Here is a 25234-nt window from a genome sequence, read left to right as displayed (position 1 = left end):
TCTCTGGTAGTAGGGGTAGTTTTATGGGTAATCTTTTTTATTTGATCAGGGTCTTAGCTGGCCCCAGGCAATTCCATCTTCTATCTCATAATACAAGTGCCCGGACTCCAGGTTCCAGATTCCAATTTCTCTTATTGTTTCGTGATTCTTATTTCGTGTATCTCTTTCTGCCACGAATACACGAATGTTTTTTTATTTTCTGCTATTCTCGCACCGTCACCCTGAACTTGTTTCAGGATCTAATGGGCTTGGGTGTTACCCCACTCACCTACCCGGAACATATATCACGTCTCTCTTCTCTCTTCTCTCTTCTCTCTTCTCTCTTCTCTTGTTTCTTGTTTCTTGTTTCTTGTTTCTTGTTTCTTGTTTCTTTTTTTGTGACGAATACAACCCAACTCCTAACTCCCAACTCCTAACTCATAACTCATAACGTGTTTCTTGTCTCCTGGTTCTTTTTTTCATTAACTTCGGAAGGTTATATCTTAAAAATGAATTTATATGCGCAAATATCTGCTTCTTCTTCTCCCGTTTATGCTCCTGTCCTGTGAAATAGCTACTAAAGCTGAAGCAAAGGTCCAGGATCCTGAAATCTCCTTTGAGGAAAACCTATGGCCGGAAATCAGGAAGAAACGTATTAAGGAACTTTTACCCGATGCTTTGAAAGAAGCGGGTGTAGATGCCTGGATGATCGTGTGTAGGGAGAACAACAACGATCCCCTTGCAGATCATATTGGAGGGGAAAACGCAGGAGGGACAGCCGCCTTCCTGTTCTATAGAGAAAATGAGGAAATGAAGTCGGTAGTTTTTTCTCCGGAAGGAGAGGCAATGGCCCTGGCAGAACTCGGGATCCACGACCGGGTAGAACCTGTGGAGCGGGGCAAATCTGCCCTTGAGGAGGCTGTAGCCTTCCTCAAAGAAAACAATTTGAATACCCTGGCAGTAAACTCTTCCGATAATAATAGCCTGGCAGACGGGCTTTCATATACCCAGCGATCTTCTCTTGAGGAATTTACAAAGGGGACAGCTATAAACCTGGTCTCTGCAGATGAGGTGGTTTACCACTGGCTTTCCCTAAAATTACCCGAAGAGGTGGAAATAATGAGAAAGGCAGCAACCCTTACCGCCGCCTGGCAGGAAGAAGCGTACAATATGGTAGTGCCCGGAGAAACTACAGATGCTGATGTGGCCCGGTTCTTAAAACAAAAAATGAAGGAGCACGGGGTAAAGGATGCCTGGCACCCCGACCAAAACCCCAATGTAAACTCGGGCGTGGACAGGGGGCATTCTCATGCCACCAATAAAGTCATTCAACAAGGGGATGTGATCCAGACAGATTTCGGAATAAAAGTACATGACCGTTGGGTAACCGATATTCAACGGTTTGCATATGTGCTCAAAGAAGGGGAAACCACCGCGCCAGAGGATATTCAGCATTACTGGGAGAGCGCCAAAAGAGGTAACCGCGTAGCCAAAGAGGCTATGAAACCCGGCGTAAAAGGAGTAGATGTAGACGGGGCGCAACGCGAGGTTATGGAGGAAGCAGGATCATCCTACGTGATGTGGAGTACAGGGCATCCCGTAGGTTATGTGGCACATGACGTGGGGCCAAATCTTGGTGGAAGTCAGTCAACCCACGTGCGACCAGACTCCAATAAAACCCTGAAGGAAGGAATGACCTTCGCCTTCGACGGATTCCACTCTTGGGAACTCCCCACCGGCGGAATGAAAACAATTTCTGTCGAGGAAATGGTGGTAATAACCAAAGACGGGGCAGAGTACCTTACTGCACCGCAGGAGGAGTTGGTGTTGATTGAGTAGGGGGGTCGGTTTTTAGTTGTCGGTTGTGGGTTGTCGGTTGTGGGTTGAAAAAAGTTGTAGGTTGTAGGTTGTAGGTTGTAGGTTGTAGGTTAAATTAAAAAAGTGGAGGGTGGAAAGTCAACGTGTGTTGTAGGGGTCGGGCTTGCCCCTACCCGGAAGAAGGCGGTTGTCAGTTATCGGTTGTCGGTTGTCGGTTGTAGGTTGTCGGTTGTAGGTTGTCGGTTGTAGGTTTAAAAAAGTTGTAGGTTGTAGGTTGTAGGTTAAAAAAAGTGGAAAGTGGAAAGTGGAAAGTGGAAGGTCAACGTGTGTTGTAGGGGTTGGGCTTGCCCCTACCCTGAAATTGGCGGTTGTCAGTTGAAAAAAAAGTTATAGGGTTTAATTTTCATTCCACGTATTCATCAAAAAACATTCGTGCATTCGTGGCTATTTAATGTTCTAAAAAATAAAAAAGGAACAGAAAACATAGATCTAAAATCTTAAAACCATTCTGTGATGAGCAGTGTACATTATACTCTATAATAATATACAGCGAAAACAATGTCAATAATCCAGTCCCCTTCCCTATTCCTCCTTTTCCAGCGCTATCTCAAAAAAGCACACCTCGGCATCTACATAATGTGCCGGTAAACCTTTGGGATCTTTCAGCTTTTTGATGCCCAGGAAATCAAAACCGGCTTTGCCATAATGAGAGATCAATTTCCTGTTATGACCACAGGTATCACACCTTATGAAATCCTTATTATGTTGCCTCGCGAATTCCCTTGCCCAGCCAACAATTATTGCCACAAAATTTTGCCCTCTAAAATGCGGATTGGTTGCAATGCGATGTAAATAGATTGCAGGATCACTGTTCTTTTCCTCCCAAATTTCAGCATCACTAAAAGTTACCGCCCACACACATGCGAGTTGATCATCGATCACTATCTTGAATTGCCTGTTCTCCTCCAGTTCTTTTACCACAAGATTTCGGCTGAATTCGGGCCACTGATTTTCAGGGAATTTTATCTTTTGATATTTTGTTGCCTCCTTGTAAAGTCGAAAGATTTCTTCCAGGTCATTACGTGTGCTACTTTCTATCTTCATAAAGGCTTCTTTCGATTTCCCCTTCAGAAAAACCAAAGAGTTTCCGCAAGTTACGTGAATTTCAAAAAAATAAGTCTGGAAAATTCCGATCTGGATAAGGACTCCGGGGATTTAGCTTGAAATGTTATACAGGTAAAATAATCTTAACAAACCCGGCTTACTCCTCCTCCTCTGCCTCTTCATAACGTTTCCAGCCGTGGAAAATAAGGCAGGCACTTCTGTGATTATATACCAGTTTCCCGGGCTTTCGTTCTGCACCGGCAGGCCTGGTCTCCATCATCTGCTTCATCTTTGTTTCTCCTTTCATACCAGGAATTTTAGGAATCCAATTTAAGCGATGTTTTAAAAATCAAATGAAAAAGCCGGCTTAAAAATTTCCTAATTGGCATATTTTAACCAAACTCAGAGAGCTTCTGCCCTGGTTTAAAAATTGCAAAAAACAATTACAAGTTATAATGTGAACCAGGGATAATTTGGTTATCTTTAAAGGTCTCCGCAGCCAATTTTAATCGTTTCACAACGATAAATAATTCAAAGAAAGCCCTTCTTTTCTTTTTATAATATTGCAAAATATCTCCATTTAAAAACGGGACACTCGAAAAAGAATCAAAATGTATGGCCTTGTCTGCTCCATTCCACTTTTAATTATATAATGAAAAGGAGTATGAAAGGTAAAACCAGCCGTAAAACCGGTTCCTCCTTTATATATCAATTTTAAAATGACAGTTATGAAAACTTTTAAATATTTTCTATTTATAGCTGCGGTAGCGATGTTAACCTCTTGCGCCTCTACCGCAAAATTTCCCGTTTCCCGGGATGTGCCTGCTGCCAATATAGTGGCAAAGAAGAAGCAGGATAAGAACAACAATTACGTGATCAAATTAACCGCTGAGAATCTGGCCGCACCAGGAAGGCTTAGCCCTCCCAAAAACAATTATAGCGTATGGATAGTAACTAAAAATGGCGATGTAAAAAATTTAGGACAGCTTTCATTTAGAAATGCGAAGAAGGTGGTCCTGGAAGCTGTAACTCCCTTTGATGCAAAAGAGATCCTTATAACTGCTGAAAACGAGGGAGATTTGGCTTACCCTGAAGGTATACGCATTTCGAGGGCAAAGTTCTAAAGATCATCACCACCTGCTTGTTTGAAGAGAATTTTCAAGAACCAATTTTTTGAAGATTTGTGAACAGTCATAGACCTGCGGAATTTCCGGGCTACACAACTTCAGAATTGTCAATAAAATTTTTTATACATTTAACATAATTTAAGAAATTAACCAATCATTACTAAATTATGAAAAAACCGGCAAAATGCGTTAGCGTGGAAGAAGCGCGTGAACAACAAAAAGAATGGGTAAACACCAGGGGGAAAGTAATAGGAAGTAAATTTAAAGATGTTCGTGATTTTTGGTACAGCCTGGATGAGCTGCAGGAATATCTTGATTACGTACGTGAAAAATCAAAAGAACAAGGTGTGGAAAATCCAGGGATAAGGTTCTTTCTTGGAGCGTATTCACCCGGGCGCAAGGATGGGAATGCAACAATGTTTCTGGCACCAACAAGAGAGAAAGATCCAAATAAGGACAGTGAGGAGGTCGAAGATCCTAATAATTATGAGATCGAACCCTATAATACTATTGGAATGGGCTGGCCCCCAAGTGATTATTAATGCAGGATCTTAGGTTTCTTGTTTTTTTGCTCGAAGGCATTGCAGCATTTGCTGGCATATATTTTTACAGGAATAATCCCGGCAATAAAGCTGCCGGGATGTTTGCCTATTTTCTATTGATCACGTATGTGGTAGAGGCAATTGGTTTTTTTCCAGCAATGATCTATTGGAATGAATCCATTCATTTTTTAAAAGATGGTTTCTTCTATAAAAACTTCTGGCTCTATAATCCCTATATTATTTTAAGTTTTGTCGTTTATCTCACTTTCTTTAGAAAGAATATACGCAATAAAAAAACTTCAGATTTTCTTAAGAAACTCATTATTATCTATGCTTTTGCCTGTATACTCTTCCTTGTGTTTACAGATGTTTTTTTTAGGACCACCTCCACCTTTACTTATTTGACGGGGAGCGTCCTCCTGCTGGCAGTTATATTTTATTATTATTTTGAAATCCTCCTAAGCAACCGTATTCTGAATATAAAAAGGGATATTAGTTTCTATATCTCTCTTGGGGCAGTGGTACATTTCTTAACGACCACCCCCATTTTTATCTATTTTAATTATTTTACCAATAAAAGTCCGGAGTTTATTCAATTAAGCAGTGCTGTAATGATTGCTATGAACATTTTCATGTACAGCACCTATTCTTTTGGATTCTTTTTTCTTTCACATAAAGCTATAGGGAAGAAAAAATTAGCTAAGGATACTAATACCGGGCAATAAAAAACCCTGCCGGTGGAGCAGGGTTTTTCATTTTCATGAAATGGTTAAGGCGTTATTGCTTCCTGCTTTTTCACCTTTTCGTTGCGGGAAACATTGATTTTCAAAGCATCGTAATTTCCGGCTTTTACTCCCACAAGCCCATAGACGGTTTTGCCTGCGGGAATTGTTTTTCCCCTCATGTCATAAACCAAAAGGTCTTCTTTAAATTTTTTATTTGCACTGGAAGCGGTAATTAGATTTGCCCCTGCCAGGCCGGGCCCTACAATAAGCCCTGCAGGAAATGCGCTGCTGGTTTGAGTGATCCCCTGCGAATTGGTAGTGGTAGTACTAAAGGTAAGGGGAGTTAATAAAAGATAGAATAAATGAGTTGCAGGTTTTTGTTTCAGGGAACTAAAGATCTTATCCCGCTCCATCAAACTTATTGCATTATCATTTGCGTAGGTAAGCCGCAGATCATCCCCAAAAATCATATCCCGGTTACTGCGATTGGTGATTTTCACTGCCACAAGCCTCACATCTTTCTTTTGTTCCTTTTTAGAATATTTCTTTCGTAAGACATCATACTTGTATTCCAGGGAGACATCTCCCTCCATATTTATGGAATTATACATAAGTTGTTCAGGTTCAATAGCCTTATAGCGGGTTGCACAGCTGGTCATTAAAATGACAATTGAAAATAGAGAAAAGAGTTTTAGAAATTTCATAAATGATTTTAGATTAATTAATTGATGAATTTATTGATTCTTGCCTGCGGAAAGAATTTGCTTTCTTCTGATTTAAGGCAAGGAAACAAATCAAAATTAAGAAAAAATTTAGATTTCTTTAACTTAATTTTAATGTTATGTTAATCCCCTTACTGCTGAAAAATTTGATTAAATCGGTCATTATTGCGAGGCATATTTAAAAATTTTACCTGAAGTGTTTCCGTAATTTGAGGAGAAATCAACTTTACCTGGATTGGCCTGGTATCTTAAAATTTTATGTTTTTCTTAATTTACCCGGAGGTAGTTTAAATGCCTAATTTCCAGGCTTGCCCATAAAGGGCCGGGTCCTGGATTCCGGCAGGGAAAGGATTCCGGGATCTTTACCCTACAAGAATGTTTACCGGTATTAAATTTAAACCCTAAATTTGGCCAAAAGTTATGACTTCATGATTTGGTTGAGATTAAACAGGCTGGAGAAAAAACTGGCAAAAAGGGAATTAAGTGAGCATCATGCATACCGGTATTTGTTATTTTATCTGGTACTGTTTATTACTGTTGCCACCCTGCCCGAGATCACTCCTTACTCTACCTGGTCGTGGGATATTAGCAGGTATATCCTCAAACTCTTTATTACCCTTGGCGCCACGTATATGGTTTTCAGGACCAATGAAAAGGGGGATAATCGTGATTTCTTAAAACGCTATATCTCCCTGGCTTTTGTGATTGGTATATGGGTCCTGCTCGGCGTTCTTTTGGTCCGGTTACTTTACAAGATCATTCTTTTTGTGATCCCGCTTGATATGTTTAATTTGATCAATAACCTGATAAGTGCCGACCTGTTCCAATGGCTTTCCTCTATGGCCGGGATTATCATATTTTATTTGCTGCTGTTGCGCTCCTTTAAACGTATTCAAAAAATTGCAGGGCAAAGAAGAGACGAGATCAAAAGCAAGTCCCGGGTAAATTGATGACCGGCAGGGTTTCCTGGCATACATTTTAAGTCACCTACCTTAGATTTTCATATCTTCACTACAGTGAATGCAAGATGGTTATTAAAGGCATCCCAGGCATTCTGCACAATTAAGCGAACCAATTATGGAGCAAACAATTGTTTTCATAACCCTGGCAGTTGCCCTGCTTTTCTTTATCTGGGATAAGTTAAGGTATGACGTGGTCGCTTTCCTGGCATTATTTGTTCTGGTAGTTACAGGGATAATTCCTTCTGAAGAAGCTTTTACCGGGCTTAGCCATCCTGCGGTGATCACAGTGGCAGCTGTCCTCATTATAAGTAAAGCCCTACAGCATTCTGGCGTTGTAGACTTGCTGGTTGAATGGATAAGTAGGGTCTCAGATAAGTTCTGGATCCAAATAATCCTGTTATGCTCTATAGTTGCATTTGCCTCTGGCTTCATAAATAATATTGGTGCCCTGGCCATCATCATGCCGGTTGCCATTCACCTTTCCAGAAAAAACCGGTTTTCCCCCTCGCTCCTTCTCATGCCACTGGCATTTGCTTCTATCCTTGGAGGGATGATGACACTTATTGGTACTCCTCCAAATATTATCATTTCCACCTTCAGGGAACAAAGCCTGGGAGAACGATATGGGATGTTCGATTTTGCTCCTGTTGGACTGGTACTTACCGTTGCAGGCCTTGCATTTATCACCCTGCTGGGCTGGAGGTTATTACCCAAAAGAGAATTAGCAGAGAGTAATGATATGTTCGAGATCGAAAATTATATTACTGAAGTCATTATTCCGCAGAGATCGGATCTTATAGGTATTGCCATTAATAAACTCAATAAATTACTGAAGACCGAAGTGCTAATCCTTGGGATCATTAGGAAAAATGTGAGAATGCATGCACCTTCTCCCTGGGAGGAATTACAGGAAGAAGATATTCTAATCCTGGAAGCCGATACCGGGGACCTGAAAAAATTTACAGAAGGTAAAAGGGCGATATTGGCAGAGGGAGAGCACTTAAGGGATAGCGCAAAAGGCAGTGAGTCCATCCAAACTGCGGAGGCAATTGTAATGGCAAATTCCCTTATCGTAGGCAGCAGTGTTACAGAGATGAGAATACGTTCCCAATACAATGTCAATGTTCTTGCTATTGCCCGGGAGAATAAAAAGATCAAAAAGCGTATAGCCCGTACCAGGATAAAACAGGGGGATGTACTCTTGTTGCAGGGAGAGACAGAGAACCTGCAGGAGGCTATAAGATCGCTTAACTTCCTTCCCCTGGCCAAACGGGAGATAAACCTGGGAAGGCCTTCCCGGGTACTGGGTGCCGTTAGTATCTTTGCGGCAGCGATCATCCTGGTGATCACCGGGCTGTTAAGGGTGGAAATAGCTTTTTCCCTGGCCGCGGTTATTTTGGTAATTACCAGGATCCTTCCCATCAAGGAAGTTTATCTAAGCGTTGACTGGCCGGTAATTATCCTGCTGGCTGCGATGATCCCGGTTGGGGAAGCATTTGAATCCAGTGGTGGGGCAGAGACCGTGACCAACCTCATCCTCGCCCTGAGCAACAATTTTCCAGTTTGGGTGCTCATAGGCCTGCTTATGGGAATAACTTTACTCTTATCCAACATAATCAATAATGCAGCAACTGTAGTCTTAATGGCGCCCATTGCCATTAAGGTAGCACAAAGCCTTGAAGTCGCCGTAGATCCATTTTTGATGACTATTGCAATAGGGGCTTCCTGTGCTTTTTTAACCCCTATAGGACATCAATCCAACACCCTGGTAATGGGGCCGGGAGGATACCAATTTACCGATTACTGGAAGATAGGCCTGCCGGTTACCCTCTTGATCCTTATCCTGGGTGTTCCTTTAATTCTCCTGGTGTGGCCGTTGTAAATTAGGTTTGAAAAATCACTACTGATCAAATATATAATTATCCAGTTTTCACTACTTTCCGGTAAAAGAGTCTGGACCGCTTCGCTGCTGGAATCTAGAATCTAGACTAAAACATAAGTTTTTGTAAAAGAGCCGTTTACTAACTTCTAAAAAGCTTATATTTTCTGAACTATTTCGAATCCAAAACCACCCCTGATGGAGGTGGGTACGTCTTCTGAATGGGTATAATAAGGCTTAAAGAAACTATTGAATATTTCATGCGGACACCAATGATCCAGTGTTAAAAATTTCACATCATCTACCTGATTTTAGGTGGAGCAGCCATAATTTTATACTTTCATATTGGTTATTGATTTAACCAATAGTGGAAATGTTTAAACCTCCGGGATCTACCTAACCTACAGGAATGCCGGAGGTTTTTTATTCTATTAATTTGAAATTAATTACCTCTTTTCTCCCTCCCCTTAAATATTATTTTAGAATTTTACTCTTCATTCCTCCAAAAAATTCAAAACCGCCTTTATCCCGCCGGTCCCTTAAAATCAACATTCGGCTACTTACAGGTGGTTCTTCTCAGTTTTCATAGAATATCCAATACCCATCATCAATTCAAGCAATAACTGCAGCCCATAACTAAACACTTTCCGCAGTATTTTTGGTTAAAATATTAGATTAGAGATGACAAAATTATTTACTCCAATAGAAATAAAAGATATAAAGCTTAGGAACAGGATCACGGTTTCTCCCATGTGCCAGTACAGCAGTGTGGATGGTTTCTCCAATAACTGGCACCTGGTGCACCTTGGGACCCGGGCTGTGGGTGGTGCAGGCCTTATCATTACCGAAGCTGCAGCAGTTTCACCTGAAGGTCGTATTACACCCGATGATCTTGGATTATGGAAAGATGAACACATTCCAGGTCTAAAAGAGATAGTTGAATTTGCTGAAGCACAGGGTGCGGTTATGGGAATACAGCTGGCCCACGCCGGGAGAAAAGCAAGTACCACCAGCCCCTGGAAAGGAGGAAACTTTCTTTCTGAGGATGACGGCGGCTGGCAAACGGTCGCCCCATCTGCAATACCCTTTTTCAATGATAATCTGGCGCCTGCAGCCCTGGATGAGCAGGGATTATTAAAAGTCGTAGAGGATTTTAAGACTGCTGCTGCAAGATCACGGCAGGCAGGGTTCAAGGTGATCGAAATACATGCGGCCCATGGCTATCTCCTGCACCAGTTCCTTTCACCTTTAAGCAATCAAAGAAATGATGGGTACGGCGGCAGTTTTGAGAACAGGACCAGGTTACTGCTTGAGGTAATAACCGCCGTCAAACAGGAATGGCCTTCAAACCTGCCTCTTTTTGTTAGAATATCGGCGACAGATTGGGCTGAGGGTGGTTGGGACCTGGAAAGTTCCATTAAGCTTGCTGCGATCCTTAAGGAGAAAGGAGTAGATCTTATAGATTGTTCCTCTGGCGGCCTTGTCCATTATGCAGAAATTCCTGTCGCAAAAGGCTATCAAACCAGGTTTGCTGCTGATATTAAAGCTGAAACAGGGATTCTCACCGGGGCTGTAGGTTTGATAACCACAGCAGCAGAAGCTGAGGAGATCCTTGAAAATGGGGCAGCAGATCTTATTTTCGTGGGAAGGGAATTATTGCGTAACCCTTATTTTCCGCTCGAGGCAGCCCGGGAGTTAGGGGTAGAAACTCAATGGCCTAACCAATATCTTAGGTCCAAAAGGAAGAAATGATCTGGGGAAAAATCAGGTTTATAATGGCCCCGATTAAAATCAATAATTATTGGTGTCCGGTTAATATGATGTGAATTTCCGCTTAGCCTTTCTATATATAGTCTGAGGTCCTATCAACCTCACCATTTGGGTGGTTTTGGATCTAAAATAGTTTAGGAAAAATCCACGCTTTCTGGAATTGGGTAAAGCACTGCTTTCCATTGAAGTAGATCTTAGTCCAGGTTCTATACTCTGGCAGCGGAAGCGGTCCAGACTCTTTCACCGGATAACAGTGAATAATTAATTGTAATTCGCAGGTTAAATGCTTCAGCAAATATAGAAGGAAGGTTTTTTCCTGTTATTTCAGGTTTTACAATAGGCTTAAATAACTTATCTTGGCAACTTAATTAAATACTGTACATATAAATTCTATGAAAAAATTAATTTTATGCGCCGTTTCCATTGCTTTTGTAAGTTGTGGCGCACAGCAAACCAAAAAGGTAGAGAATGCCAACGTTATGGATTATGCAAACACCATAACTGCCCAGGAATTAAAAGACCACCTTTACACCTTTGCAAGTGATGAATTTGAAGGCCGTGACACCGGGGAGCCGGGACAAAAACTGGCAGCGGAATATTTAGTAAATGAATACAAAAAACTCAACATACCTTCTCCTGCAGGGGTAGCCAATTATTTTCAACCCGTTCCTTCCAGCGCGTTTAGAAGAGGAAATGTAAAAGATTCTGAAAATGTGCTTGCATTCATCGAAGGAAGTGAAAAACCTGAAGAGATTTTGGTTATCTCCTCTCATTACGACCACGTAGGAATGGATAAGGATGGAAACGTATATAACGGTGCCGATGATGATGGCTCCGGAACTGTTGCAATCCTTGAGATCGCCGAAGCTTTTATGCAGGCAAAAGCAGACGGATACCACCCAAAAAGATCTATTCTTCTCCTTAACGTAACCGGGGAGGAAAAAGGTTTGATTGGATCAAAATGGTATACAGATAATCCAGTTTTTCCATTGGCTAATACTGTAGCTAACCTAAACATAGATATGATTGGTCGTATAGGTCACGGCAAGGAAGATGCAGGAGATTATGTGTATCTTATAGGAAGTGATAAACTAAGTACAGAATTACATGAATTAAGTGAAGAGGCTAACAGGAAGTACATCAATATGGAGCTGGATTACACTTATAATGATGAAAATGATCCAAACCGCTTTTATTACCGAAGTGACCACTACAACTTTGCGAAAAACAACATTCCAATCATCTTTTACTTTAACGGTGTACATGATGATTACCACAAGATAACCGATACTCCAGATAAGATAGAATATGACCTGTTGGCCAAACGTGCACAATTGGTATTCTTAACAGCATGGGAAATTGCCAACAGAGAAGGACGCCCGGTAGTAGACAAAACCCCGGAAGCCCCACAGGCAGGGAGATAATTTTAAAAGCTCATTTAGCAAAAATAGGTTGCAGGGATTCTGCAGCCTATTTTTTTTTGTCTTTGTCTGTATGGGAGTCGAGAAAAGAGAGTCGAGAAAAGAGAGTCGAAAATATAGGGTCTAAATCTGAGGGTCTAAGACATCCTTTTTAGGCACCACCAACTCCGTGAAACTCCTTATAAAACTCCTGCAACTCTGTGGTTAAATCATATCTAAGATCGAAAAAATGAGAATCCTCCAAACCAGTACAAACGAAAGACAATCGTGAGCCGTGGAACGACAGTCGAGGGATGTTAACCTCTCTAACAAAAACCGGAAAACAGAAAACAGAAAACAGAAAACTAAATCCCCATGTCCAAAGATCAAACAACGAACACCAACCACCAAACACCAAACAACAAACAACAAACAAATTCCATGCACCAAATCCCAAATCCCAAACAGAAAACGGCAAACGGTAAACAGAAAACCCTCTAACTACTAAAAACTAACAACTAACGACTAACGACTATAAACTAATCCATAGTATCCAAAATAAGATCAATATCAGCCTCCGTAGTATCGGGATTGATAAAACAGAATCTAGAGATCGTCTCATACTCCCCATTTTGTTTCCATTTGGTAGGAGTTACCAGGGCGATACCCTCACGGTGATTTCTATAGGTCCAGTCCCTGTATTGCTCCGGCGTCCAGCCTTTTCTTCTGAACAGTACTACAGATAAACTTGCGGGCCTTACCAATTCCACGTTTTCCCGCTCCTCAATTTTCCTGGCAGCAATTTGGGCCAGTTCGATGCCGCGCTCTATTGCGCTGCGATATTTTTATGTACCGTGCATGGCCAGAGAAAACCATAGGGGCATACCCCTGAGGCGTCTGGTGAGCTGTATCTGGTAATCGGCTGGGTTAAAGCCTTCAGCTCCCTCATCTTTAAAGATCTCAAGATAAGAGCCTTTTTGGGAATGTGCATTTTTCGCATATTCCATATTCTTATAGATAACCGCCCCGCAATCGTAAGGTGAGAACAGCCATTTATGAGGATCTATAGTGATACTGTCGGCCTTTTCGATCCCGTTGAAAAGGTGCCTTACACTTTTAGCCGCCAGGGCACCTCCCCCATAAGCACAATCTACGTGAAACCAAATTTTTTCCTCTGTGCACACGCTGGCAATCCCTTCAAGGTCGTCAATGATCCCGGCATTGGTGGTACCGCCTGTAGCCACAACTGCAAACAGGCGTTTGCGGTCTTTTTCCTCCAGTTCCTCTATAGCCTGCTCCAGCTCCTTTCCTGTAAGGAAATTCCCCTCACAGTCTATCATAATAAGATCCGCATCCATCACCCGGGCCATGGCCTGGACAGAGCTATGGGCGCCGCTGGAAGTAAGCAGTAATCCTTTATGGCCAATGTTTTCAATGCTCCTGCTGCGCCACTCTTCGCGTGCCGCTACCATGGCCGAGAGGTTTGCTGCCGTACCGCCACTGGTGAAGACCCCAAAGGAGCCTTCCGGCAATCCTGTTAAGGAAACCAGCCACTTCATCGCCTGGTTCTCACAGAAGATCCCTCCTGCACCTTCCATCCAGTATGCGCCGTGTATACTGGACGCCGAGGTCACAAGGTCAAACATAATCGCTGCCCTGGTGGGTGCTGCCGGCACAAATGCCAGGTGCCGTGGGTGGTCAATAGGTACAGTGGCCTTGACCAGCACATCCCGAAAAAGCTTAAAGGCATTCTCCCCTCCTATCCCGGTGGGGGTAATGGTCTCTCCTACTATTTTTAAAAGGTCTTCTTCTTTTTTCGGGGAACCCAGCTCTGGGGTCACATTGGAAATACGATCGATGGTATATTTCATGACATCCAGGGTCATCTCCACCAGGTCCATATCTATGGTATGCATTTTATTTTTCTCCAAGAGTCAAAATTTTAAATTGAAAGTCTAACGGATTTAAATGTTCTATTAATTGCGGGATAAGGTCTTCCCCGTATTGCAGGTAAACTTCAGAAAAATTTGTTTGCCGCTCCTGTAAACCCTTATTGGGAAAAAGTTCGTTCTGGAGAAGGGTAATGCGGGTAACCTCATCTGAGAGTTTTCTTTTTTGTGCTTTGAGCAATCGTTTTTCCAAATTTTCAAGGCCTTTAAGCTGCTTTACTTCCTGTGCCTTTACTGCATTGAGAAAAGATTTATCTGTCTTCTCTGCCAGCTCATACATCCCGCGGAACTGCTGCACCAAATGCTCTTTTTGCGGACTAAAATCTACATCAATATTAGAGATCTTGCGTACCTTACGATTTATAAGTTCGTGTTGTTTTAAGAATAGCTCTGCCTGGGAGATATCCAGTTTTCTTCTTTTTTCATTTTGCTTTGCAGTCTCTATTAAAGCTGAATTGCGCAGCAGCAAGATTGGAAAGGGCACCTTCACCCTCTCAAAATATTCCTTTAATTCAAACCAATACGCCAGCTCCCCGCCCCCGCCTATATAACACAGGTTAGGAAGTATGACTTCTTCATAGAGCGGCCGGGTCATCACATTGGGGCTAAACCTTTCAGGATGCTCCTGTACGTGTTCTCGTAATTCTTCTTTGCTCCAGGAGATCTGGGTTTCATTCACAAAATACCTGCCCTCCTGTTGAATGATCCTTTCCCTAAGCCCGGCGTGCAAATAAAAAAGGTTGATCTCCCTTGGGTTCACCTGTACCCCATAACCAAGCTCACTGAGTTTTTTGGCAACGGGTTCTGTTGCCTTATGAGAGACCTGCTCAAATAATTCCTGTTCCAGATAAGGAATGAATTGGGTTTTCAACTTTTTATGATCCCCGTCTATGATTACCAGCCCATATTCCCCAAAGAGTTCGTTGGCAAGATAACGGGTAGCCTCGGTAAGGTTGCTATGCTGCAAGTAGGCTTTACTAAAAAGTTCCTTTAACTTTTGAGCAGTCTTTCCCCCACCAATCTCTGCTGAAAAGAGCTCATACACTTCCTCAAGCCCGGTTGTGCCAAGATTTCCTACTGCATCTTTACCCGCTCCCGCATGGCTGCTGTTCCATTTGAATTTCTTGCCGTTAAGATTAAAGAAATTGATCTCTTCGAAATCGTGATCCTCTGTCGCCATCCAGTACACAGGAACAAAATGATGCCGGGGATATTCTTTTTTTAATGCTGAAGCAAGGTTAATGGCAGAGACTATCTTGTATAGAAAATATAATGGCCCTGTAAACAGGTTGAGCTGATGGCCGGTGGTAATGCTGAAGGTGTTTTCTTCCTTAAAAGCTTTTATGTTCCCCAAGACTGCCGGCGAAACCTCCAGCCCCTTATATTGCTCCTGCAGTACTTCCTCCAGCAGCTTTCTTTTTTCTGCTGAAAAAGAAGCTCCCTTTTCCTTCATTTGCTCTCCAAAATTCTCAATGGTGGGAAAGCGATGATAGAATTCTTTTATGTCATCTTTCTGTTCAAGATAATCTGTAATAAGACGGGAATAATAATTGGTTTCTTTATAGGAAAGACAGTCTGCAGGCATAGATTTACTTTAAAATGTAAAGATACCCAAGATAAACTTTTTACGTGGTATTTTTTAGTAATTTCCGGTGGGTATGCTATCTTTACTCACCTTAATCCATTTTTCAGAAACATACATGAGAAGATCCTCCTTAGTAATCGCATTTTTATTCCTCAATTTTCAGTTTTTACTTGGCCAGAGCCTCCAATCACCTTCAGATTTCCTGGGATATGAAATAGGAACCCGTTTCACCAGGCATGCAGATGTTGTACGCTATTTTGAACACGTGTCCCAAAACTCTCCGCTGGTTAATTACAGCACTTATGGGCATACATATGAAAAGAGGCCTTTAACCTATGCCGTGGTATCTTCAGAAGTGAACCTTCAGAATTCAGAAGCAATAAGGAACAACCACCTGCGCAACACCGGGCTGGAAAGTGGCAATTTTGAAACCAGTGATCAAAAAGCCATAGTATGGCTAAGTTATAACGTACATGGAAATGAAGCCTCAAGTACAGAGGCCTCTATGCAAACCCTTTATGAATTGGTTTCCGGCAGGAATGACCTCCTGGAAAATACCATTGTGATCATTGATCCCTGTGTAAATCCAGATGGGCGCGACCGCTATGCAAACTGGTACAACCAGGTAAAAGCCACGCCTTATAACCCGCAGCCAATGGCAATAGAGCATAATGAGCCCTGGCCGGGAGGACGCCCTAACCACTACCTGTTTGATCTTAACCGGGACTGGGCCTGGGCTACACAAATAGAAACAAGGCAACGATTAAAGGTGTATAACCAATGGTTGCCACACATTCATGTGGATTTTCACGAGCAGGGCATCAATGAACCCTATTATTTTGCCCCGGCTGCAGAGCCTTTTCACGAAATAATTACACAATTTCAAAGAGATTTCCAAACTGAAATAGGAAAGAACCATGCGAAATATTTTGATGAAGAAGGATGGTTATATTTTACAAGGGAACGTTTTGACCTGCTGTATCCCAGTTATGGTGACACTTACCCTACTTATATGGGCGCTATAGGAATGACCTACGAGCAGGCAGGCCACGGGATGGCTGGCCTTGGAATCGATACCCGCGAAGGCTATGAACTTACCCTGGTAGACAGGGTAGCCCACCACCATACCACAGGCATATCAACTATAGAGGTTGCTGCCAGGAATGTTGAAAGACTTAATAACGAATTCAGCCGGTTCTTTAATGAACAGGAACAGCAGTATAAAAGTTTTGTGGTAAACGGGGAACCAGATAAGATTAAAGCTTTGCGCGAACTATTGGACAGGCACGAGATTATCTATGGCAATGCCACCCCTGGGAATGTGCGTGGTTATAATTATAACACCAATTCCAACAGCAGGCTTACCACAACAGAGAACTCCCTGGTTATCAATACAGATCAGCCTAAAGGAAAAATGGTGAAAGTACTTTTTGAGCCAAGCGCTAAATTAAGCGATTCCCTTACTTATGACATTACCGCCTGGAGTGTTCCTCACGCTTATGGCCTGGAAGCCGTAGCCAGTTCAGCCAGGGTAAATTCCTCCTCCTCTCCGGCTATTCTACAAGCGAAAAACACAGCAACCCCCGCAGGCGCAGGATATATCGCAAAATGGAATAGCATGCAGGATGCAAAATTCCTTGCCGCATTGCTTAAGGAGGGAATAAGAGTGAGATTTAGTGAGGTCGCATTTGAGAACAATAATGAAAAATTTGAACGCGGCAGCATTATTATCACCAAAAGTGATAACAGAATTACAGAGAATTTTGATAACAGACTTATTGAGATAGCCAATGCACATAACCGGCAGTTAACCCCTGCCGCAAGCGGCTTTGCCACCACCGGGCCAGACTTTGGTTCGCCAGATGTAAAGATCATAAACATACGAAGGATTGGTGTTTTAAGAGGAGAAGGTACCTCCTCGCTTAATTACGGCGAGATATGGTATTTCTTTGAGCAGCAACTGCAGTATCCTATTACTTCCATAGGTACCGAATATTTTAACAGGGTTGACCTTAACAAACTGGATGTCCTGGTATTACCTTCCGGATCCTATTCGAGCATCCTTAATAATGGGGACCTGGAAAAGCTGAAATCATGGGTTCGCAGCGGCGGAAAGGTTATCGCTATTGGAGCAGCAGTAGAGCATTTTGCAGGAAAAGATGGTTTTGACCTGAAGGAAAACAAACCGGAAGAAGATAAAGACGCCGAGCCTAAAGGCAACCTTACCCCTTATAACCAAAGGGAGCGGGAGAGCGTAAAGAACCTCATCACCGGTAGCATTGTGAAAACAAAGATCGATAACACCCATCCCCTTGCTTTTGGATATGGAGATACCTATTACAGCCTGAAGCTTAGCAACAACAGCTTTAGCTTCCTCAATGATGGCTTCAATGTAGGCTACCTTCAGGATTCTCCAGAGATCGTATCTGGTTTTGCCGGTAGTAATGCCAGGACAGGTATAAAAAACTCGATGACCTTTGGAGTGGAACCAATGGGGAGGGGAAGTTTTATTTACCTGGTGGACAACCCCCTGTTTCGCTCTTTCTGGGAGAACGGGAAATTGTTCTTTGTAAATGCCCTTTTCTTTGTAGATAACGATGACCTCAACAGATAATATCTATTTTACTTAAAATTATAGTTTGTATTTTATCGAAAGAGGAAATAAACTCAATAAAATAACAGGGCTCCGCCCATTTATCGCAATTATATGAAAATCAAGTTTTCTTTTTTTATCATCGCCTTCGTGGTATCACTTGGCTCGCAGGCACAGGACAGAGTCCGGGATCTAAATATAGATTTTGAGACCTTTACCCTTGAAAATGGCCTTAGGGTAATTTTTCACATAGACAGGTCAGATCCTGTTGTAGCTGTGGCCCTTACAAGCCATGTGGGAAGTGCAAGGGAGATTGAAGGCCGTACCGGTTTTGCACATTTATTCGAGCATTTACTGTTCCTGGAATCGGAAAACCTTGGAAAAGGGGGCTGGATAAATTAAGTGCAAGAATAGGAGGCTCGGGCGCAAATGGCTCCACCAGCCGTGACAGGACCAATTATTTCCAAACGGTACCAAACGATGCCCTGGAAAAAATGATATGGGCAGAGGCAGATAAGCTAGGTTTCTTCATTAATACCGTTACAGAACCCGTACTGGCTAAGGAGAAACAGGTTGTGAAAAATGAAAAAAGACAGGGAGTAGACAATCGTCCCTATGGTCATACCCAGTATGTCATAGATAAAAACCTTTATCCCGAAGGTCATCCCTACAGCTGGCAGGTGATTGGCTCGTTGGAAGATCTTCAAAATGCCACCCTGGAGGATGTAAAGGATTTTTTCAACAAATGGTATGTTCCAAATAATGTGGTGCTCACCATCGCTGGAGATTTTGATAAGCAGCAGGCAAAAGACTGGGTTCATAAATATTTTGATGAAATAGAAGCAGGACCACAAATTGATCGCAGGAAAAAACAACCTGCCAATTTGAAGGAGACCAAAAAACTTTATTACGAAGATAATTTTGCAAACCTGCCTGAACTTACTATGGCCTGGCCTTCTGTATATTCTTACCACGAAGATTCCTATGCACTGGAGGTATTAGCGAGATATCTTGCCGATGGGAAGAATGCCCCTTTTTACAAAATTTTGGTGGAGGATAAGAAGCTTACAGATAATGTAAGAATGTATAATTACACCTCAGAACTTGCAGGACAACTTATGCTGCAGGTAAGAGCGTATGATCAAACCGACCTGGATGAAGTTAAGACGGCCATTGAACAAACATTTGCTCAATTTGAAAAAGAAGGGATCCCTGAAAAAGACCTGCGAAGAATAAAAGCAGGACAGGAAACCGAATTTTATAACGGTATATCCAGCGTATTGGGGAAAGGATTCCAGCTGGCGCAATACCAGATATTTGCTGGAGATCCCAATGAGATCAATAAAAATGTGGACAGGATCCTCAATGTAACGCAGGCAGATGTGAAGGGGGTGTATGAAAAATATATTAAGAATAAACCTTATGTGGCAACCAGCTTCGTGCCTAAAGGACAGGTACAACTTGCACTGGAAAACTCAAAAGAGGCCGATGTGGTAGAAGAAGAGATCGTGGAGGGTGCAGAAGAGGAAGTAGATGCATTGGGTGAGGTGGACTATGAAAGAACCCCATCCAGCTTTGACAGAAGTGTGGAACCTCCTTATTGGGGAACTCCTGAATTGAAAGTAGCAGAGGTATGGGAATCCCAAATGCCATCTGGCCTTAAGATCTATGGAATAACCTCTGATGAGGTACCCCTTGTAAGATTCAGCCTGGAAATGGAAGGTGGACTTCTATTGGAGGATAATTCCAGGGTTGGGGTTTCAAACCTTCTGGCTAGTCTTATGACCAAGGGAACCGCAAATAAGACCCCGCAGGAGCTGGAAGAAGCTATAGAATTGCTGGGATCCTCGATCAATATGTATGCAGGGGATGAAAAGATCACGCTTAGCGGCAGTAGCCTTGCCCGCAATTTTGATAAGACTATGGAACTGGTAAGGGAAATATTGCTGGAACCCCGTTGGGATGAGAATGAGTTTGAACTTGCAAAACAACAGGTACTAAGCCGCATCAAACAACAGCAAGCCAACCCTAACAGCATAGCCGATAACCAATTTAGGAAACTTATTTACGGGGAGAATAATATCCTTTCCAACAACAATCTGGGAACAGAGGAATCTATAGAGAGAATAACGATCAAAGACCTTAAGGATTACTATAATTCCAATCTTTCACCAAGGCGGGCAGCCTTTATGGCTGTAGGCGACATTGACAGGGAAAAGGCTGTAAATGCCTTAAAAGGACTCTCTGCCGGCTGGCCCGGGAAAAATGTAAGGATGCCCGAACTACCAACGCCCAGGGCACCTCAAAATGCCGGGATATATTTTTATGACGTTCCCGGTGCCAAACAATCTATTGTACGAATTGGGAATCCTGCCCTGGCTGCTACCAGTGAGTATTATTATCCGGCTGAAGTGATGAACTACAGGCTGGGCGGCGGCGGATTTGCCTCTAAACTTACCCAGGAATTAAGAGAAGGCAAAGGTTATACCTATGGTATACGCTCTGGTTTTGATGGCGGAAAGAATGTGGGTCCCTTTGCTATAACCAGTGGCGTTAGGACAAATATTACCTTTGATGCCCTCGCGCTTATCAAAGAGATCCTGGAAGAGTATCCTGAAGGCTTTGGCCCTGAAGATCTCGAAGTGACCAAAAGCTTTATGATCAAAAGCAACGCCCGCAAATTTGAGACTTTGAATGCCAAACTTGGAATTTTAAGCGACATCCATAATTATGGGCTGGAAAAAGACTTTATTAAACAACGGGAACAATATGTTTATGACCTCACAGTAGAGGATGTGCAGGAACTTGCAAGACAATACATAGATGCTAATAAAATGTTCTTCCTGGTCGTGGGAGATGCAGCTACACAGCTGGAAAAGCTTAAGGACCTTGGTTATGGAGAACCAATCCTTCTAAATGAAAGATAGAACAAAAAGTTACAGGGGGGATTTTTATCCCTCCCTTTTGTTTACTCCTATTTACTGTTGCGGGTCAGGAAACAAAAACGATTTATAACTTCCCACCTGGAAAAGGAGATCTACCCCTTCAGGATTTCAAATGACGGCAGCCTTGGTGAAAAAGAGTTTAAAAAGCTTACCGCATACTACGCCCTTGGTGTTCCGGGAGTGCTGGGGGAAGCCCTGGCAACCTTAAGAGGAACCCCACTTTCATTAAGAGAACGCCTGTGCCTTACTTACCTGGGAGGTATTTCCGGTCTTCTCGATGATCTTTTTGATGATCCGGTTAAAGAGGCTTCCCATTTACGGGATTTCGTTTTGCATCCTGAAGAGATGGAATCTCAAAACAGCCACGAGGAACTACTGCTCAATTTCTATCAAAAAGGCCTTGCATTTTCTTCATATCCTGAAAAAATAAAACAGCAGGCGGAAAAGGTATTTGAGGCCCAGGAGAAAAGCTTGTATCAACAGGAGCTTTCCATTACGCCAGGAGCAATAGATGAGATCATATGCTCCAAGGGAGGCGAGTCCTTCATTTTTTACCGGCTTTGTATGGAACATCCTCTTGAAGAAGCTGAAGCTAACCTTCTCTTTAAACTGGGGGCCCTAATGCAATTGGGCAATGATATTTTTGATATTTGGAAAGACCTACAGGAAGGATTGACAACAGCTGCGACAAGATGCCGCAAAATTGAAGAGTTAAGAACATCGTTTGACCAAAAGTTGAAGGAGATTTACAAGCTTTCAGAGAAAACCTCTTATACCCAAAAAAATATTCAAAAATTCCTGAGGATCATCACCCTTGGCCTCGCGAGAGTATATGTATGCCTGGACCAGTTCCTGGAACTTCAGGAATCTACCCCAGAAAAGTTTTTTGATGCCAATAACTACAGTCGCAAACAATTGATATGCGATATGCAGAAGCCGGGAAAACAGCTTACAGCCATTAAATATTACCTGAGGTTGCTTTAAAGAATTTTTTGTACTTTTTAATTTTAATCTCTTTTTAATCTACTTTAGCAGGTAAAATTACATATGTTAATATCATCCTTATTGTTGGTTGCCGGGCTCGCAATACTTATCGTTGGGGCAAATTTTATGGTAGAAGGGGCATCTGCCCTGGCAAAAAAATTCAATATTTCCAATCTGGCAATTGGCCTCACCGTGGTGGCTTTTGGTACCTCTGCACCTGAACTGGTTGTAAACACCTTTGCTGCGGTACAGGGCCATGAGGATATAGTCTTTGGAAATGTACTTGGAAGTAATAACTTCAACCTTTTTATAATATTAGGGATCACGGGGCTTATAACACCCCTGGCTGTGCAATCCAGTACCGCCTGGAAAGAGATCCCAATCTCCTTTCTGGCGATTATAATCCTGTTCTTTTTAGTAAATGACGTTATGTTATGGGGCTCTGAAAATTCCTCTCTTAGTTCCATAGATGGCATTATCCTCCTGGTTTTCTTTGCCCTTTTCCTATATTATGTCTATATGCAATTAAAAACAGACAGCTCCCAGGCAGAGGAAGTGGTAAAAGTACCTGCTTACAGCAACCTTAAAATGGGGATCTTTATCGCAGGGGGCCTTGGAGGCCTGGTACTGGGGGGAAACCTGGTGGTAAACAATGCCATCGAGATAGCAGAATCCCTTGGAATTAGCCAAAAGATCATAGGGCTTACAGTTGTGGCTGCAGGGACTTCCCTGCCCGAATTGGCAACAAGTGTGGTTGCAGCGCTTAAAAAGAATGCCGATATCGCGGTGGGGAATATTGTTGGCTCCAACATCTTCAATATTTTCCTTATCCTTGGGGCATCTTCAGTTCTTGCTCCTATTGGATTTTCCCCGGGTTTTAATATGGATATCTATATCCTTGCCGGCGGGACTTTATTCCTGTTCCTTGCCATGTTTACCGGCGGTCGCAAAAAGCTGGACAGGTGGGAAGCTGCACTGCTTTTAATTTTCTATCTTGCTTATACCACCTATCTTGTGATGCAGGAATTATAACCGGTATGAGAAAATTATATATTATTTGCTGTGTAGCAGCTTTTCTTGCCTGCGGAAGGTCACCTGAAGAGGACAAATATGTATCAATTATTGATTCCCTCAAAGTTGAGAATAAAGACCTGCAACAGGCCAATGATACTTTAAGCGAGCATCTATTGAAAAAAGCCTATATAGCCCGAAACTATCCCAAATATTTTGATACCATCCCAGAACCGGAGGAATTTATTCTGAAAGAAATAAGCCAAGAACCCGGTCTTATTCCAAAAGAGGCTGTTCTTGGGGGAACGATGAGATTTACAGAGGTTAGTTTTATAAATGATAAGCTTATTACCGCGTCGTACGAGGAGGGCCACGTCATGGGAGAAGCTGTTTATTCCTACTCCATGAATAAAAGAGGGCAACTGCAATTTTCACTTGTGGGGATCGTAAAGGAATAACAATACCTGTTATTATCAATCCCTAAAATTCTTCAGCCTTTTTCAATTATTGATTACCCGTTCCGGACCATAAAGGTGAAAGAACCAGGGCGCTAATAAAGTCCTGAACCTTTTGCGGATAAGATATAATTCTTCAGCATTTTAATGTAAAACCGTACCTTTTGACAATGAGGGGATTAAAATTGTTTTTTAAGCTGCTGTTGGGGATAATTTTCATTCCTCCCTTGGTCTAAATGATCCTGGTCCTTGTTGGAGCTGCTATCCCCGTAAACCATGATAGGGATAGCAAAGATCCCGATCTCAAAATATATCTTGTAAGCAACGGCATGCACACAGATATTGTTGTTCCCTTAAGGACACCAATGGAGGACTGGACCAAGACCGTCAAGCCCGAACATACGCTTTCAAATTCTTCCAAATACAAATATGTAGGTTTTGGATGGGGAGACCTGGGATTCTATGCCAATACCCCCCGATGGGAAGATCTTACGCTGGACACGGGATTTAAAGCTCTATTCTTAAAAACTCCCGCGGCCATGCACGTCACCTTTCACCATACCCTAATTGTGGATGAGGATACAAAGGTGCTATTTATTACTACTGAAGAATACAGCAAGCTATCACATTATATAAAGAACACCTTTGAACCAGATGCTGAAACCGGACAGAGCCAGCCGGTTGCAGGCCTTCATTATTCCCACGATGATGTCTTTTACAAAGCACGGGGATCCCTGCATCTCTTCAATACCTGCAACACCTGGGTAAATAACGGTCTTAAGCAAGCAGGACTTGAAGCCTGCCTATGGACTCCTTTTGTAGAAGGTATTTTTTACAGGTATCCATAGATATTTATCAATCTCTTAAAACAACAGCTATCTGTAAATCATTGAATTAATAGAAAAAGAGTTTGAGTTCAATTTTTTCCTCAAAATATCTCTCCTTCTATGCATCTGGCCTGGTAATTATCTTACTGGTGCTGGCTTATTTTGGCATTGGTGAATTCAGAAATTTCATTGATGATACCTGGAGAGTCCTTAAAAATGGAAACGATGAACTCACCCGGGAATATTTTAAACAATTTGGCATATGGGGACCTCTGGCGATCATTATTTTCATTATCCTGCAAATGTTCCTAATTATTTTCCCTTCCTGGCTGCCCATCATTATCGCGGTAATGGCCTATGGTTTTTGGCTTGGTGTTCTTATTTCGCTAATTGGAGTAACGCTTGCCTCGACTATTGGCTATTATATTGGCGTTAAATTAAAGGGGGCTTTCCTTGAAAAAGTTATTGGAAAAAAGAATCTTGAAAAGATGCATTTCTGGATCTATAATTACGCCTTTGGATCTGTAGTGCTTTTCAGGATCTCTCCTTTTCTCTCCAATGATGCCATTAGCTTTTTGGCAGGAATGTTTGAAATGAAATATAAAAGGTTTATTACGGCCACCCTTGCCGGTATGGTCCCGCTTACCCTGGCTGTAGGATATTTTTCTGAAGATACCCAAAAATTAAAAGATGGCCTCTACTGGATTGGTGGTGCAGGCCTGGTAGCTTATGCCATCTATATTTACATTGATCAAAAAAAGCGCAAAAGGAAGTGACTAGCCTTAACTGAAGAACCCCCTAAGATTTATCAATTTTTTATAATTTCAGGTTCGCCACCTCTAACTTAAAACCCTTAT

The 25234-nt window shown here is 42.3% G+C and carries 18 protein-coding genes and 2 pseudogenes; 15 read left to right on the top strand and 5 right to left on the bottom strand.

Translation table 11 applies throughout. The features are described from left to right. Positions 1–498 precede the first annotated feature (498 nt). Positions 499–1818, top strand: a complete 1320-nt coding sequence (locus FHG64_RS15790) for a M24 family metallopeptidase (RefSeq protein WP_139067304.1) — start codon at positions 499–501, stop codon at positions 1816–1818. Between the two features lie 561 nt (positions 1819–2379). On the opposite strand, the gene FHG64_RS15785 is transcribed toward FHG64_RS15790, so the two are convergent. Beyond that, positions 2380–2901, bottom strand: coding sequence for a GNAT family N-acetyltransferase (locus FHG64_RS15785; protein WP_139067303.1), 522 nt, complete (start codon positions 2899–2901; stop codon positions 2380–2382). 157 nt (positions 2902–3058) lie between these two features. Further along, entirely contained in the window at positions 3059–3208 is a 150-nt protein-coding gene (locus FHG64_RS19245) for a hypothetical protein (protein WP_168191376.1), read from the bottom strand. A 421-nt stretch (positions 3209–3629) separates the two neighbouring features. Here FHG64_RS19245 and FHG64_RS15780 point away from each other — a divergent pair, with 421 nt between their 5' ends. The 3 genes from FHG64_RS15780 to FHG64_RS15770 all read left to right on the top strand — a co-directional run bounded on the left by FHG64_RS15780 (position 3630) and on the right by FHG64_RS15770 (position 5295). Further along, positions 3630–4025 carry a hypothetical protein gene (locus FHG64_RS15780; protein WP_139067302.1) on the top strand — a complete coding sequence of 132 codons (396 nt, stop codon included), beginning with the start codon at positions 3630–3632 and terminating at the stop codon, positions 4023–4025. 170 nt (positions 4026–4195) lie between these two features. After that, complete coding sequence (locus FHG64_RS15775; protein WP_139067301.1) at positions 4196–4570, top strand: hypothetical protein; 375 nt, start codon at positions 4196–4198, stop codon at positions 4568–4570. After that, positions 4570–5295 carry a hypothetical protein gene (locus FHG64_RS15770; protein ID WP_139067300.1) on the top strand — a complete coding sequence of 242 codons (726 nt, stop codon included), beginning with the start codon at positions 4570–4572 and terminating at the stop codon, positions 5293–5295. The genes FHG64_RS15775 and FHG64_RS15770 overlap by 1 nt, the downstream gene beginning before the upstream one ends. Before the next feature lie 44 nt (positions 5296–5339). Here FHG64_RS15770 and FHG64_RS15765 read toward each other — a convergent pair whose 3' ends face one another. Beyond that, entirely contained in the window at positions 5340–5999 is a 660-nt protein-coding gene (locus tag FHG64_RS15765) for a hypothetical protein (RefSeq protein ID WP_139067299.1), read from the bottom strand. Between the two features lie 446 nt (positions 6000–6445). On the opposite strand from FHG64_RS15765, the gene FHG64_RS15760 reads away from it, so the two are divergent. From FHG64_RS15760 to FHG64_RS15745, 4 genes are all read left to right on the top strand, one after another. Further along, positions 6446–6967 (top strand): hypothetical protein, encoded by a 522-nt coding sequence (locus FHG64_RS15760; protein ID WP_139067298.1) that lies wholly within the window; start codon positions 6446–6448, stop codon positions 6965–6967. 127 nt (positions 6968–7094) lie between these two features. Beyond that, complete coding sequence (locus FHG64_RS15755) at positions 7095–8861, top strand: SLC13 family permease (protein WP_139067297.1); 1767 nt, start codon at positions 7095–7097, stop codon at positions 8859–8861. Between the two features lie 678 nt (positions 8862–9539). Then, positions 9540–10610, top strand: coding sequence for an NADPH dehydrogenase NamA (gene namA / locus FHG64_RS15750; RefSeq protein WP_139067296.1), 1071 nt, complete (start codon positions 9540–9542; stop codon positions 10608–10610). A 410-nt stretch (positions 10611–11020) separates the two neighbouring features. Then, positions 11021–12052: a M28 family metallopeptidase gene (locus FHG64_RS15745; protein ID WP_139067295.1), complete on the top strand. Its 1032-nt coding sequence runs from the start codon at positions 11021–11023 to the stop codon at positions 12050–12052. A 515-nt stretch (positions 12053–12567) separates the two neighbouring features. Here FHG64_RS15745 and FHG64_RS15740 read toward each other — a convergent pair. Both FHG64_RS15740 and bshC read right to left on the bottom strand, forming a co-directional pair. Next, positions 12568–13944 (bottom strand): annotated as a pseudogene (locus FHG64_RS15740) (pyridoxal phosphate-dependent decarboxylase family protein). 1 nt (position 13945) lies between these two features. Next, positions 13946–15562, bottom strand: a complete 1617-nt coding sequence (gene bshC, locus FHG64_RS15735) for a bacillithiol biosynthesis cysteine-adding enzyme BshC (RefSeq protein ID WP_139067294.1) — start codon at positions 15560–15562, stop codon at positions 13946–13948. Positions 15563–15677: 115 nt separating this feature from the next. On the opposite strand from bshC, the gene FHG64_RS15730 reads away from it, so the two are divergent. The 7 genes and pseudogenes from FHG64_RS15730 to FHG64_RS15700 all read left to right on the top strand — a co-directional run bounded on the left by FHG64_RS15730 (position 15678) and on the right by FHG64_RS15700 (position 25153). Further along, positions 15678–18176 carry a M14 metallopeptidase family protein gene (locus tag FHG64_RS15730; protein WP_139067293.1) on the top strand — a complete coding sequence of 833 codons (2499 nt, stop codon included), beginning with the start codon at positions 15678–15680 and terminating at the stop codon, positions 18174–18176. Between the two features lie 93 nt (positions 18177–18269). Then, positions 18270–21082 (top strand): annotated as a pseudogene (locus FHG64_RS15725) (M16 family metallopeptidase). A 57-nt stretch (positions 21083–21139) separates the two neighbouring features. Further along, on the top strand, positions 21140–22084 hold the full coding sequence (locus FHG64_RS15720) for a hypothetical protein (protein WP_139067292.1): 945 nt from the start codon (positions 21140–21142) through the stop codon (positions 22082–22084). 63 nt (positions 22085–22147) lie between these two features. Beyond that, entirely contained in the window at positions 22148–23116 is a 969-nt protein-coding gene (locus tag FHG64_RS15715) for a calcium/sodium antiporter (RefSeq protein ID WP_139067291.1), read from the top strand. A 5-nt stretch (positions 23117–23121) separates the two neighbouring features. Further along, complete coding sequence (locus FHG64_RS15710) at positions 23122–23553, top strand: hypothetical protein (RefSeq protein WP_139067290.1); 432 nt, start codon at positions 23122–23124, stop codon at positions 23551–23553. Positions 23554–23786: 233 nt separating this feature from the next. Continuing rightward, positions 23787–24398: a TIGR02117 family protein gene (locus tag FHG64_RS15705; protein WP_139067289.1), complete on the top strand. Its 612-nt coding sequence runs from the start codon at positions 23787–23789 to the stop codon at positions 24396–24398. Between the two features lie 62 nt (positions 24399–24460). Further along, entirely contained in the window at positions 24461–25153 is a 693-nt protein-coding gene (locus FHG64_RS15700; RefSeq protein WP_139067288.1) for a TVP38/TMEM64 family protein, read from the top strand. The last annotated feature ends 81 nt before the right edge of the window (positions 25154–25234 follow it).

The organism is Antarcticibacterium flavum (assembly GCF_006159205.1).
In the GTDB taxonomy this organism is placed as follows: domain Bacteria; phylum Bacteroidota; class Bacteroidia; order Flavobacteriales; family Flavobacteriaceae; genus Gillisia; species Gillisia flava.
This window is presented reverse-complemented; position numbering and strand designations above follow the sequence as displayed.